12 protein-coding genes and 1 pseudogene are annotated in these 12,565 nt (G+C 71.7%); 8 read left to right on the plus strand and 5 right to left on the minus strand.

The features are described from left to right. Positions 1–182: 182 nt before the first annotated feature. On the plus strand, positions 183–332 hold the full coding sequence (locus ACWGIU_RS14250; protein WP_453705618.1) for a hypothetical protein: 150 nt from the start codon (positions 183–185) through the stop codon (positions 330–332). A 32-nt stretch (positions 333–364) separates the two neighbouring features. After that, positions 365–1,201, plus strand: a pseudogene (locus ACWGIU_RS14255) (class I SAM-dependent methyltransferase). A 21-nt stretch (positions 1,202–1,222) separates the two neighbouring features. Here the strand turns inward: ACWGIU_RS14255 and ACWGIU_RS14260 are convergent. Beyond that, a complete protein-coding gene (locus ACWGIU_RS14260) occupies positions 1,223–1,612 on the minus strand; it encodes a VOC family protein (protein ID WP_453705620.1) in 390 nt (129 codons plus the stop codon). 82 nt (positions 1,613–1,694) lie between these two features. Here ACWGIU_RS14260 and ACWGIU_RS14265 point away from each other — a divergent pair, with 82 nt between their 5' ends. Next, a complete protein-coding gene (locus tag ACWGIU_RS14265) occupies positions 1,695–2,519 on the plus strand; it encodes a TetR/AcrR family transcriptional regulator (protein ID WP_453705622.1) in 825 nt (274 codons plus the stop codon). Positions 2,520–2,740: 221 nt separating this feature from the next. On the opposite strand, the gene ACWGIU_RS14270 is transcribed toward ACWGIU_RS14265, so the two are convergent. Beyond that, positions 2,741–3,475: a carbonic anhydrase gene (locus tag ACWGIU_RS14270; RefSeq protein ID WP_453705624.1), complete on the minus strand. Its 735-nt coding sequence runs from the start codon at positions 3,473–3,475 to the stop codon at positions 2,741–2,743. A 441-nt stretch (positions 3,476–3,916) separates the two neighbouring features. Here ACWGIU_RS14270 and ACWGIU_RS14275 point away from each other — a divergent pair, with 441 nt between their 5' ends. Beyond that, entirely contained in the window at positions 3,917–4,195 is a 279-nt protein-coding gene (locus tag ACWGIU_RS14275; protein WP_453705638.1) for a transposase, read from the plus strand. Between the two features lie 353 nt (positions 4,196–4,548). Here the strand turns inward: ACWGIU_RS14275 and ACWGIU_RS14280 are convergent, their stop codons facing one another. After that, positions 4,549–5,988, minus strand: a complete 1,440-nt coding sequence (locus ACWGIU_RS14280; RefSeq protein ID WP_453705625.1) for a hypothetical protein — start codon at positions 5,986–5,988, stop codon at positions 4,549–4,551. Between the two features lie 1,132 nt (positions 5,989–7,120). Here ACWGIU_RS14280 and ACWGIU_RS14285 point away from each other — a divergent pair. The 3 genes from ACWGIU_RS14285 to ACWGIU_RS14295 are packed head-to-tail and all read left to right on the plus strand — an operon-like array spanning position 7,121 to position 10,416. Beyond that, complete coding sequence (locus ACWGIU_RS14285) at positions 7,121–7,936, plus strand: PP2C family protein-serine/threonine phosphatase (RefSeq protein ID WP_453705627.1); 816 nt, start codon at positions 7,121–7,123, stop codon at positions 7,934–7,936. Positions 7,937–7,996: 60 nt separating this feature from the next. After that, positions 7,997–9,331 carry a VWA domain-containing protein gene (locus ACWGIU_RS14290; RefSeq protein WP_453705629.1) on the plus strand — a complete coding sequence of 445 codons (1,335 nt, stop codon included), beginning with the start codon at positions 7,997–7,999 and terminating at the stop codon, positions 9,329–9,331. Between the two features lie 47 nt (positions 9,332–9,378). Then, positions 9,379–10,416, plus strand: coding sequence for an FHA domain-containing protein (locus ACWGIU_RS14295; RefSeq protein WP_453705631.1), 1,038 nt, complete (start codon positions 9,379–9,381; stop codon positions 10,414–10,416). A 12-nt stretch (positions 10,417–10,428) separates the two neighbouring features. Here the strand turns inward: ACWGIU_RS14295 and ACWGIU_RS14300 are convergent, their stop codons facing one another. Continuing rightward, positions 10,429–11,418, minus strand: a complete 990-nt coding sequence (locus tag ACWGIU_RS14300; RefSeq protein ID WP_453705632.1) for a methyltransferase domain-containing protein — start codon at positions 11,416–11,418, stop codon at positions 10,429–10,431. A 125-nt stretch (positions 11,419–11,543) separates the two neighbouring features. Between ACWGIU_RS14300 and ACWGIU_RS14305 the strand changes: the two genes are divergently transcribed. Next, the gene (locus ACWGIU_RS14305) at positions 11,544–11,948 is read left to right on the plus strand and encodes a globin (RefSeq protein WP_453705634.1); all 405 of its coding nucleotides are present in this window, start codon (positions 11,544–11,546) and stop codon (positions 11,946–11,948) included. Between the two features lie 29 nt (positions 11,949–11,977). Here the strand turns inward: ACWGIU_RS14305 and ACWGIU_RS14310 are convergent. After that, on the minus strand, positions 11,978–12,565 hold a 588-nt coding region (locus ACWGIU_RS14310; protein ID WP_453705636.1), incomplete at its 5' end, for a hypothetical protein.

Below are 12,565 nucleotides of genomic sequence, written 5' to 3' on the forward strand. Positions count from 1 at the left end.
GCGCCGGGGCGTGGTGAATGCCGCGGCGCGCACCGAAGGTACTCAGCGGGCGTCCCAGCCCTGGTCGGCCGACGACGCGCATTCGTCCGCACCACGGCGCTCGCGCGCCTCCCAACCTGTTGTGCCCGGGACCGGCAGGCCTGAGGTGCCCCTTTCCCTCGAGCGCCGAGCTCAGGGAGTGCATGACCGAGCACGGGTACGTCGCCCACTTCTACGAGGCCAACCCGGCCAGTGACTACTGGACCTTCCAGTGGACCGACACCGCCGTTCTCGGCGGCCTCGCCCTGCTCCTCACGGCCGTCACCGTGCTGCTCCTGCGCCGCCACGTCTGACCGCGCCACTACACCACACCTCTCATCCCGTCATCCGGGGTCACTACTTCGTACGGAGGTCGCTTCACCATGCCCGCAGACGGCAATCGAAGAAGCTGCGCAACAACCGCGCCACCCTTACCCACAAAGTCGGCTACGCCCGGCGCCACCCAGGCCGCGTCGCGTCGTACCTCAGCCGGGCCGGCCGTGACGCCTGGCTGCGCCTGAAGCACCACACGTCGCCTACTACCGGGCCGTGATGGCCTCCGACACGCGCCACAACCCGGAGACGTCCGTCGGTAGCCAGACCCACGACCGCTGGCTGGCGCTCGGGCAGATGCAGTTCGACTACCTCATCGAACACGGGCTGCGCCCCGAACACCGCATGCTCGACATCGGCTGCGGCAACCTTCGCGGCGGCTGGCGCTTCATCAGCTACCTCGCCGCCGGCCACTACTACGGCATCGGCATCTCGCCCGACATCCTGATGGCCGCCAGGAAGACCCTCGCCGAGCGCCACCTCCAGGACAGGCTGCCGCACCTGAAAAAACATCACCGGCGACCTCACCCTGGACTTTCTGCCCAGCGACCACTTCGACGCCATCCACGCGCACAGCGTCTTCTCCCACTCGCCGATAGAAGTCATCGACGAGTGCCTCGCCCACGTCGGCCGCGTGCTGACCTGCACCGGGTTCTTCGACTTCACCTTCGACCGCACCGAGGGCATCGAACACCAGGTGCTGCGCGAGGACTTCTACTACCGCACCGAGACCCTCCTGGCCCTGGCGCCCGAGCATGGGCTGCACGCGCGCTTCATGGAGGACTGGGAGAAGCGTCCGCACGGCCAGTCGAAGATCCGTGTCAGCCGCTCGCCCCTGCCCACCAACTGAGACGGCCCGGGATCCGGCATGCTAGCGACCGGTGGGTGCGTTCCAGTCGACCAGTTGGACGATGACGCCGTTGGGGTCTCGAACCTGGAAGGCGCGCTCGCCCCACTCCTCGTCGGTCAGCGGCATGGTGATCGCGACGCCTTCGGAGCGAAGGCGCGCCAGCTCCCCTTCGAGGTCCTCGACGACGAAGGCGAGGATCAGACCAGCGGCGTGCTCGTCGCGCTGGTCTGCCGGGAGGCTGTCCAGCCCCCGCCGCAAAAAGATGACGTTCATGCCGACGTCGTCGCGCGTCAGGGACGCGAAACCGTCAGCCGCCATCTCCTCGCGGAACCCGAAGTGCTCGATGAGGAAGGCGCTGGATGCGGGGACGTTATCGACGTTGAGCGACACAGCACTAGAGGTGATCTTCATGAAACTCCTCCGAGATATCGCATATTCTCTGTACGTAGTACAGTGTACACAGTACAGAGTTTGGATGCGAGAGGATATCCCCGTGCCAACGGAACGAACCAGCTCGGGCAACCCTGCCCACACCCTGCAACTGCTGTGGCGCGGCTCCTCCTCCGACCCTCGCCGAGGACCGCGACGGGGGCTGAGCATCGACGCGGTGGTCGAGGCCGCCACCGCCGTCGCCGACGCTGAAGGCCTGGACGCGGTGACCATGCGCCAGGTGGCCAAGGAACTCGGCGTGGTGCCGATGACGCTGTACACCTACGTCCCCGGCAAGGCCGAGCTCCTCGACCTCATGCTCGACGCCGCCTACGCCCGCCTGCCCCGCACCGACACCACCGGACAGCCCTGGCGCCAGCGCGTCACCGCCATCGCCGAGGAGAACAAAGCCCTCTTCGAACGTCACCCATGGGCCGCAGCCGTCTCCACCGTCAGGCCTCCGCTGGGGCCGGGGCAGATGTCAAAGTACGAGCACGAACTGTCCGGGCTCGACGGCCTCGGCCTCAGCGACGTCGAGATGGATGATTGCCTGACCCACCTGCTCACCTTCGTGCAGGCATGCGCCCGTGCCGTCGCCGACGCCCGCGCCGCACAGCACGACAGCGCCCTGAACGACCAACAATGGTGGGAGCTGAACGCCCCGATCCTCGCCCGGGTCCTCGACGAGAACGCCTACCCCACTGCCGTCCGCGTCGGCGCAGCCGCAGGCGCCGCACACAACAGTGCCTACGACCCTGCCCACGCCTACTCCTTCGGCCTGCAACGCGTCCTCGACGCCTTCGCCGCCCTGATCGACCGAAGCGGAGACGCGAAGACATCGACTTCATCGCACCGGCACGACGCCATTGCCCCTGAGCCGGCCCCGTGAGCCGCAGCACGTGTCACCAATACTCCGGCTGGGGAACTCGGTGCAGAGCTCTGGCTCTTCTCCGAGCACTGGAGGGTGCAAACAGCCTCCTCGATCCAGCTAGCTGAGTCATCGCCCAGAATCAGGCGTCGTAAGCCCATGAACCCGCGGGCTCTACGGCCTTCCCCGGCACGGAGCTCGTTCCCCACGCCTGATATCGCCGGTTCGACTCGACCGACCGGTCAGGAGGGCGCGCCTGCCAGGACTTCCACCTTGCCGGTGTCGAGCGAGTAGTAAGCGCCGACCACGGCAAGGGTGCCCTTGCCCACCAGTGGGGCGAGGTCTTGGTTGGAGCGCAGATCGGCCGCGGTCAAGGTGACCTGGGCGCGGGACATGGTCTCGACCGGATCGGCGCCGCCTTCGCGGACTGCGTGCTCGTACGCCGGCTGCAGGGCCTTGACGATCGCCTGCAGGTTGCCGGGCAGCGGTTTGCCGTCACGAATGGACGCGTACGCCGCCTTGACGGCGCCGCAGCGCTGATGCCCGAGGACCACGATGAGGGGGGTGCCACTCGTCATAGGCCCGTACTCGACGGAACCAGTGACGACCGGGCCGACCGCCTCCCCGCCCGTGCGCATCACGTAAAGGTCACCCAGGCCGGTATCGAAGAGGAGTTCCGGCGGCACTCGGGAGTCGATACACGAGAGGACCGCCCCAAAAGGCTCCTGCTCCTGGGCCACGAGCTGACGCCGGTTCGGATCCCGGTCAGGGTGTTGAAGGTCTCCGCTCACCCAGCGCTTGTTGCCTTCCATCAGCCTCGCGAATGCCGCGGCGGGCGTGGTGGGCCGCGCTTCGGACGAAGAGCTGGTCGCCGACGAGGCGGCCCTCGTCGATGAGCACCCCGCAAGCGCGACCATGGCGCCCGCAAGTCCGCCGGCAAGCAACGCTCGACGATCCGGATGTCCGACTCTGTCCATAGGTCGTTCCCCTCGATGCCGCTGAGACACGTCCCTGCGTCTTGACCAGGTCGATTGTTCACGTGGTGTGGGTGCCCTGGCGGCAGGCGCATGCGGGCGCGGGCCACATTGCCGCAGACGGCCCATAGAGTCTGCGGTGAAGACCGCTTTGCCCGCACGGCTGGCGCGCGCCCGTCGTGGTGACCTACGGGCTCCTTGCCCCCGGCATCGCGCTGCTGGGCGCCTGCGCCGTGGGGACCGGTGTGGTGGGACTGCTGCTCAAAGTCCCCTCTGTGGCCACCGCTTCGCCGCGCATCCCGGTCCCGGCCCGGGCCCTGGCCGACGGGGTCGCCCACGGCCCCAGCCGCTCGCTGAACGCGCTCTGCCTGGGATCGGGCCGCCGGCGGCCGAGCCTCGCTCCGACGGCGCGTCACGCGGTCGGCTGCCGAAGGCCAGACGGTCATTCAGTCCCGAGTCGACGCCAGGCTGGCCGCGGACCAGCGCAGGGCCCGCTCGTCGGAGAAGGCCGAGAGGTCCCACCAGGTCCGCAACCGTGCTCGACGCGGCAGCCGCGGCGGCCGCCCGCCCGTCTTCGACAAGCAGGTCTACAAGCACCGCAACGTCGTGGAACGCTGCTTCAACTGCCTCAAGCAATGGCGCGGCATCGCGACCAGGTACGACAAGACCGCCCAGTCCTACCAAGCAGCCGTCACCCTCGCATCGCTGCTGATGTGGGCGTGACGCTTTGAAGACAACTCCTAGCGCCCGTACGCCCCGAGGGCCTTGCGCGGTCAGCGCCTGAACCAGGGCCTCGTCGAATGACAGTTCGTCCTCGCTGGCCAGCGACGTCCGGTTGCTCATCGATGCACCGTAGAACCCGGCGGCCGACGCGCTGCTGAGCCTGCCGGGGCCCCGGCCCGCGCTCGGACGCGTGCCGCTGCTCATGGACGTCCTCGTCCAGCTTCCACGGCCTGCTCGACGGCACGCGCCGCCGCAGGTCGGCCGCCCCCTCGGTGCCCACCGGGTCCGATCCCTCCGCGGAGGGCGATGGGGGCGGCGGCCGCAAGCGGCGCGAAGCCGTCGGCGAGCGTCTGTCAGGGGGTGGGGCGGAACATGATGGTTCCGCTCGGCCCTTGCCCGGCTTCGGTCAGGGCGAGATTTCCCGTGTTGTAGTCGATGATCAGGCTTTCCACGGACAGCAGCTCGCCAGTTGCCTTCACGGTGCTGATCTGGGTCCGCGTGCCGTCCTTTGCCGCGTAGGCGTAGACGGGCATGTCCTGGGAGATCTTCCCTGCCAGGACGTACACGGTGTCCTTGTCGACTCCGAGAAACCGGGGGGTGGTGACGGTGTCGACCGCCTCGGTCCATTTGGTGGCGCCGCTCTCCAGGTCGAGGGCGACGATCTGCATGGGAGCCGTGCTACTGGCGGGGTTGCCCGCCACGAGGTAGGCCGTGGAGCCACTGAAGGCGATGCCGAAGCGCTTGGCCCTGCCGAGGCGCCGGCTCTGGTTCAGCCGGATCTCGCCCGCGGCGGAGGAGAGCGGAATGCGCCGGGCCACGCTGCCGTCCCGGTCGAAGGTGACGAGCTCCGGCTTGGTGACCTTGTCGAAGCTGTAGGGCTCCACGATCGCGGTCATGGGGACGGCTCCGACCAGACTGACGCCGCCCTTGGAAGGCACCGGCATGGGGACGGGCTCCTTGGACAGCTCCTTGCCCGAGGCATCGAGGGTGGACACCCAGTACTTCCACAGCTCAGGGCCGCCCTCGATGCCGATCATGACCATGATCCGGTCGTGGTGGGCGGTCATGTCCCAGTTGAGGACGTATTTGTCGAGCGCGACGCCGATGTTGCGCCAAGTCCAGGCTTCGGCGCCGTCGAGGCGCAGCCCGACGACCGTGTTCGGGGTCATGACGGCGAGGACGTCGCCGGTGAGGAAAGCGAGCCGGGTGGTGTCGTTGGCGAGCGGCTTGCCGTTCAGGGGGGCGCCGGAGATCTGCTTGGTCCAGGCGATCTTGTTGCCGTTGCGGGTGTCGATCAGCGAGATGCGGTCGCAGCTGGCCCTGAAGGCCTCCGGGTCGCCCTTGATCCACGCGATGGCACCCAGGCCGTCGGCGGTGAGGTCCTCCGTCATACCGCAGGGCACCATGTCCGGTTCGGGCGGCGCGACAACACCCAGTTTCTTCCCGGTGGCAGGGTCCAGGATCTCCACCCCGGTCCCGCGGCCTACGTAGAAGGCGTCTTTCGTGCGCCAAGCGGCCATGTACGGCGTGCGGAGCGAGTCACCCTTGGCGGGTGGCGACTTCCACGCCTGGGCGAGCTGAGCAGGGGCGAACGGTTCCTTCGGCGCGGTACTGCTTTCGGGGGACGTGCTCGCGGGGCCGTCGCTGCAGGCGGTGGCGCCGGTGAGGAGAAGAACGGCAGTGGCGGTGACGGCGAGGATCCGGCGGCCGCGGTCCCGCAGCCGTCCGCGGCCCTGCGGCTGGCGTATTCGGTCGGAGTCCTCGGCGGGGTAGGGCTGCTGATGGTGCGCCATGCGGTGGTGTTCTCTTCCGTTTTCATGGGTGATGTGGCCGGGATCGCGCCAAAGGGGCATCGCGTCGACGGCCCGGCACTGGCGGGGGTATCGGGAGGAATCGTGTCACAGCCGCAAACAGTGATGCATCCTCATTATTCCTGGCTCATCCGGGAGTTCGTGTCAGGATGAGCACTCCCGCCCGCCACGTCGACGGGTGCCGGAGCCGAGACCGTACGGCCACCGCCTCACCAGCCCGCGCGGGCTGTGACGAGCGTGCCGGGCTGCGCTGGAGGCGCTGCTGCGCCTGGCCGCCGGTGATGCCGCGCCGCCGGGGCCGGCGCTGGTGCGCGCCTTCCTCGACGAGCACGCCGTCGGCACCCTGGTGGGGGAAGGGGCCGCCCTGGTGCGGAGCCGGGTGCTACGGATGACCGACCGGCACGCCGAGTCCGCCGGGGCCACCGCCCCGGGCGCACCGGCCGACGCGCACCGCCCCGCGTGGCCCGGACCTGGCGGCCGAGTGGGCGTGCGCGGTGCCGGTCGCCGGCCGAGATCGCGACTGGCTCCTGGTGGCTTAATGGCTGCTGCAGGGCGCGGTCGACCCCGAGCATGAAGCGGCCGACCGGATGCCGCGAAGGCCGGTGCCAGCGCGGCCGCGGTCCGGCCCGCCCTCGGCCGGCGTCGGCCCTTCGACGGCGACCCGGCCGACTGGGCCGCCACCCCGGCGGAACCGGAGCCTGAACCGGAGCCGCGGCAGGGCCCGGCCGCAGCCACCTACGCGGCCTCCGGCCACGGGAACCCGTACGGCGCGGGCACCCCGCCGGAAGGCACCCCGTGGGGCGCGGCGGAGCACCCGTACGGCGCAGCGGCCGACGCCCCGCGGGCCCGGTACGACCTCCCCGGCGGCGGTACCCCGCCCGACGGGAGCGGGCACCCCGCGGGCGAGGACACGTACGGCGCCGAGCCCGCCCGGGAACCGGCGTACGGCGCCCCGCAGACCGCGCCGGCGGCCCAGGCCCCGGCCCCGGCCCCGGAGGGCGGGAAGACCTGCGTCGCCTGCCGCGCCGGGCACGTCGACACCGACGGGTACTGCGAGCACTGCGGGCACGCCCAGCCCCGCGAGCGCGACCACGTCGAGGAAGAGCTCGGCAGTGTGGCCGCCGTCACCGACCGGGGGCTGCGCCACCACCGCAACGAGGACTCGTTCGCCGTGGCGGCCACCGCACTGCCCGACGGCTCCGCCGCCACCGTGGCCATCGTCTGCGACGGCGTCTCCTCCGCCAGCCGCCCCGACGAGGCCTCGGCCGCCGCCGCCGGCGCCGCCAACGAGGCGCTGCTCGAAGCGCTCCCCCGCGGCGCCCACCCCCAGGAGGCCATGCACGAGGCGATCCTGGCCGCCGCCGACGCGGTGAACGCCCTGGCCCCGGAGACCCCGGGCGCGCAGAACGCCCCCGCCTGCACGCTGGTCGGCGCCGTCGTCAGCGGCGGCCTGCTGACCATCGGCTGGGTGGGCGACAGCCGTGCCTACTGGATCCCCGACGACCGCGCCGCTCTGCCCCGCCGCCTCACCGAGGACGACTCCTGGGCCGCCCAGATGGTCGCCGCCGGTCTGATGGGCGAGGCCGAGGCCTACGCGGACGTCCGCGCGCACGCCATCACCGGCTGGCTGGGGGCCGACGCGTACGACCTCGAACCCCACACCGCGACCTTCAAGCCCGACCACCCCGGGGTGGTGGTGGTCTGCACCGACGGACTGTGGAACTACGCGGAATCCGCACGGGAGATGGCCCAGGTGGTACCCGCCGACGCCGCGACCCGCCCGCTGCACAGCGCCCAGGTACTGGTGGGATACGCACTCGACGGCGGCGGCCACGACAACGTCACCGTGGCGATCGTGCCGTTCGCGACGCACCCCGAGCGGGAACCGGGACCGGTTGCGGAGCCGGGCCCCGCGGCAGGACCGGAATAGGAAGTGGAAGCGCGCCCGCAGGTCTGACCCGCCTGCCCGAGCCCTCTAGGAGTCCAACCGATGGCGAATTTCGCCAAGCCGAGTGCCCCCCGGTTCAGCGTGGAGGTGTACCAGAACGAGTTTCTCCCCGAGGGCGGACGGGACGTCCACGCCATCGTCACGGTCACCGCCACCGGCGGTGCCACCGCCACGCGCGCGCCGGCCACCGACGGCACGGCGGCCGTGGTGCTGATGGTCGACTGCTCGGGGTCCATGGAGTACCCGCCGGACAAGATGCGCGGCGCCCGTGAGGCCACGGCGGCCGCCATCGACACCCTGCGCGACGGCACCGCCTTCGCCGTGATCGCCGGTACGCACGTGGCCAAGGAGGTCTACCCCGGCCAGGGCCGCCTCGCGGCCGCGGACGCGACCACCCGCGCCCAGGCCAAGGAGGCCCTGCGCGGGCTGAGCTCCGGCGGCGGCACCGCCATCGGCACCTGGCTGCGCCTCGCCGACGGCCTGCTGCGCGGCTCCACCGCCGCCATCCGGCACGGCGTCCTGCTCACCGACGGCCGCAACGAGCACGAGGAGCCGGCCGTGCTCCGCGCCACCCTCGACGCCTGCGCGGGCCGCTTCACCTGCGACGCCCGCGGGGTGGGGACCGACTGGGACGTCAAGGAGGTCACCGGGATCGCGCACGCGCTGCTCGGCTCCGCCGACATCGTGGCCGACCCGGCCCACCTCGCCGAGGACTTCACGCGCATGATGGAGAACGTCATGGGCAAGGAGGTCGCGGACGTCGCGCTGCGCCTGTGGACCCCGGTCGGCGTGGAGATCCAGTACGTCAAGCAGGTGGCGCCCGTCCTCCAGGACCTGACCGACCGCAGGACCGGGGCGGGCCCGCGCGCCGGCGACTACCCGACCGGGTCGTGGGGCGACGAGTCCCGCGAGTACCACGTGTGCGTCCGCGTCCCCACGGCCACCGTGGGCCAGGAGATGCTCGCCGCCCGCGCCACGCTCGTCCTGCCGGCCACGGCGGGCCGGCCGGACGAGAAGCCGACCGTCCTGGCCCAGGGCCTGGTGCGCGCGGTGTGGACGGACGATCTGGCGGCGTCCACCGCCATCAACGCGCAGGTCGCCCATTACACCGGACAGGCGGAGCTGGCGGAGGCTATCCAGCAGGGCCTGGAAGCCCGCAAAATGGGCGATGTCGGTGGGGCCACGGCCAAGCTGGGGCGTGCGGTACAACTGGCGAGTTCTTCCGGGAACGCCGACACAGCACGACTCCTGTCGAAGGTGGTGGATGTGGTGGACGCGGTGGCGGGTACTGTGCGGCTGAAAGCGAAGGTCGCCGATGCCGACGAGATGACTCTCGACACGCGTTCGACGCAGACCGTCCGAGTGAAGAAGACCTGAGAAGACCTGACGTGATGACGCAGGGAGAAGAAGGGGGAAGCGCCGCCATGCCGACCTGCCCGAACGGGCACCAGTCCGCGTCCGACGACTGGTGCGAGGTCTGCGGCCATCGCATGGCTGCCTCGGAGGGCCCGCCGCCGGTGCCCTCCTACGGCTACGGCTTCCCCCCGACCGCCGGTGAACCGACGGCCCAGGCCGAGCTCTGCCCGCAGTGCCGCACCCCGCGCGAAGCCATGGCGCCGTTCTGCGAGGAATGCCGCTACAACTTCCTCACCCGTACCCCGACCTCGTACGCGCCGCCGGTCCCGGATCCGGGACCCCAGGCGACGGGTGCAGGCGTCGGTGGCGGTGCCGGAGGCCGCGGGACGCCTCCGCCGCCCGTGCCCGCTCCCGGGACCTACTCGCAGGACCACTTCGAGTACCAGGGTTCGCGGCCGTCCCGGGTCAACCGGCCGGCCGAGCCGCTCCAGCGCGAGGACGACTGGCTGCTGCCGCCGCCCGCGCACGAGTCGCCGCTGGAGTACCAGCAGGCCCCGCAGCCCCAGTACCAGCAGCAGCCCCCGCCGCCGCAGCAGCGGGAGTACCAGCAGGAGTACCAGCAGCAGGGACCGCCGCCCCAACAGCAGCAGTACCAACAGCAGCCCCCGCCGCAGCACCAGCCCTTCCCGCCCCAGGGCGGGGGCGCCTGGAACGCGACCGTCGGCCCCGACCGCTCGTACTTCATGGCGATGATGCAGCGCAGCGGCCCCGAGGCCGCCGGGCTCAACCTGCCCGCCTACTCCCCGGAGCAGCATCTTCCGCTGTCCGGCGGGCAGATCACCATCGGCCGCCGCCGCGCCTCCACGGGCGAGTCCCCCGACATCGACCTGTCGGTGCCCCCGGAGGACCCGGGCGTCTCCCACCAGCACGCGGTGCTCGTCCAGCAGCCCGACCTCAGCTGGGCGGTGGTGGACCAGAACTCCACCAACGGCACCACCATCAACGGCGGCGAGGAGCCGATCCAGCCCTACGTTCCGGTCCCCCTCGCCGACGGCGACCGGGTCCACGTGGGCGCCTGGACGACGATCACGATCCGCCGCGGCTGATCCGCCCCCGGTTCACCCCTCCCCCAGGGGCCACACGTACGGCCCCTGGGGATCGTCGAGCCACGACCACTGGCCGTCCGCGCTCACCGAGACCCCGAAGCGTTCCCGGGCGGGGCGGCCCTCGCGGCGCCACAGGTCCAGGGCCTCGCGGGGGTGCAGCACCCCCGCGGTCAGTACGAGCATGAACTGGAAGCGCTCGTTCTCCACCAGCTCGTACGGAAGCCCGTACTCCGTACCGGCCGGGTCGGGCGGTGGGGCCGCCGTCGCCCCGCGCAGCGGGACGAAGTACGCCGAGGTGTGCAGAAAATTCCCCTCGGCGAAACCGGCGTCCCGGACGGTCAGCGCGATCAGACCGGTCGACAGCGGCGCCAGGATCCGCGCGCCCGGCCGGCATTGGCCGAGCCAGGCGTAGGGGATCCGCGGCAGCGTGCAGGTCACCATGATCCGGTCGAACGGGGCCCGGGCGGGGCAGCCGCGCGCCCCGTCACCGGTGACCACCACCGGGTGGTAGCCGGCCTCGGCCAGGTGGGCCCGCGCGGACTCGGTGATCTCCTCGTCGAGGTCCACGGTGGTGACGTGCTCCTCGCCGAGCCGGTGGCACAGCAGGGCCGCGTTGTAGCCGGTGCCCGCGCCGATCTCCAGGACGTCGTCGCCGTCGCGCACGTCCAGGGCGGCCAGCATCTTCGCCATCAGGGAGGGCTGGCTGCTGGAGGAGACCTGCAGCCCGTCGCGCATCCGCGTCGCCAGCGGGGTGTCGACGTAGACACCGCGCAGCCAGCGGGCCCGGCGTTCGGGGTCGGGGTCCTGCGCCCAGAGCCGCTCGTGACCGGCCCCGCGGCCGGTCCAGAAGTACGGGACGAACACGTGCCGGGGCACGGCGGCGAAGGCCGCCCGCCAGCGCGGGTCCTCCAGCACCCCGGCGGCGGTCAGCTCCCGCACCTGGGCGGCGTGCGCGGTCTCCCGCAAATCCCGGGTCTCGCTGTGCGCGGTATGTGCGGCCATGCCTCCACTGTCCTGCGCCGGGCCGCCGGGTGCGAATGCGAGGGGCTCGGGGGGGGGCTCAGGGGGACCCGGGGGACGGTCCTAGGACCTCGGTCCTGGATCCGGGTGTCTGAGACGATGGTCGGGTGAATGAGATTCCGCGGGGCACACTTCAGGAGCAGACCTTCTACGAGCAGGTGGGCGGCGAGGACACCTTCCGCCGCCTCGTCCGGCGCTTCTACGAGGGGGTCGCGCAGGACCCGCTGCTGCGACCGATGTACCCGGAGGAGGACCTGGGCCCCGCCGAGGAGCGGTTCGCGCTGTTCCTGATGCAGTACTGGGGCGGCCCGACCACCTACAGCCAGCACCGCGGCCACCCGCGCCTGCGGATGCGGCACGCGCCCTTCCAGGTGGACGCGGCCGCCCACGACGCGTGGCTGCGGCACATGCGGGTCGCGCTGGACGAGCTGGGACTGTCGCCGGAGCACGAGGCGCAGCTGTGGAAGTACCTGACGTACGCCGCCGCCTCGATGATCAACACGGCGGGCTAGCGGACTTCCCTGGCCGGGAGAAGAACCGGTCAGACCGGCCGGACCTGGAGGGCGCCCAGGCCGCCGGTGACGCCGGGGCGGCGCATGGCGACGGATCCGTACGGGGTGCGCAGCCGCAGCCAGGTCCCGGCGGCCAGCAGCGCCACGGGGGCGGGCGCGCCGGGCAGGGGCGCGGGGGTGGGCACGGCGGCCCGTACCGGCCGCAGGAAGCCCAGGGACTGCGCGGCGTGAACGGCGCGCAGCGGGAGTTCGGTGTCGCCCAGGGTCCGGGACCAGATCTCGCGGCCGATACGGTCGCGCTCGGACCGGGTCCGGTGCTGCACGGGCAGGGCCTCGTCGCGGGCCCGGAACTCGGCGATCGCGGCGGCCACGGCCGCTCCCATCGCCTCGGGGCCGGGCAGCCCCGGAACCTGCCGCCAGCCGCCGCGGGGCGGGAGCACCCCGGCCCAGGGCGGTCCGGTGACCGGCGCGGGCACGGTGGCCCGGGCCGAGTTCTCGTCCACGGACTCCAGCAGCTCACCGGCGGACACGGTCAGGTCCAGCGGCATCGCGGCGGGCTCGGCGAGCCGCACCGTACGGATGGCGAGGATGTCGAAGGACGGCGGCCGTCCGAAGAC

The organism is Streptomyces sp. NPDC054840 (genome assembly GCF_053611065.1).

What these genes read in the sequence shown, in the direction of transcription:
- ACWGIU_RS14250 (WP_453705618.1), top strand. Translation starts at nt 183, where the DNA reads ATGACCGAGCACGGGTACGTCGCCCACTTCTACGAGGCCAACCCGGCC.
- ACWGIU_RS14260 (WP_453705620.1), bottom strand. Translation starts at nt 1,612, where the DNA reads ATGAAGATCACCTCTAGTGCTGTGTCGCTCAACGTCGATAACGTCCCC.
- ACWGIU_RS14270 (WP_453705624.1), bottom strand. Translation starts at nt 3,475, where the DNA reads ATGGACAGAGTCGGACATCCGGATCGTCGAGCGTTGCTTGCCGGCGGA.
- ACWGIU_RS14280 (WP_453705625.1), bottom strand. Translation starts at nt 5,988, where the DNA reads ATGGCGCACCATCAGCAGCCCTACCCCGCCGAGGACTCCGACCGAATA.
- ACWGIU_RS14290 (WP_453705629.1), top strand. Translation starts at nt 7,997, where the DNA reads ATGGCGAATTTCGCCAAGCCGAGTGCCCCCCGGTTCAGCGTGGAGGTG.
- ACWGIU_RS14295 (WP_453705631.1), top strand. Translation starts at nt 9,379, where the DNA reads ATGCCGACCTGCCCGAACGGGCACCAGTCCGCGTCCGACGACTGGTGC.
- ACWGIU_RS14300 (WP_453705632.1), bottom strand. Translation starts at nt 11,418, where the DNA reads ATGGCCGCACATACCGCGCACAGCGAGACCCGGGATTTGCGGGAGACC.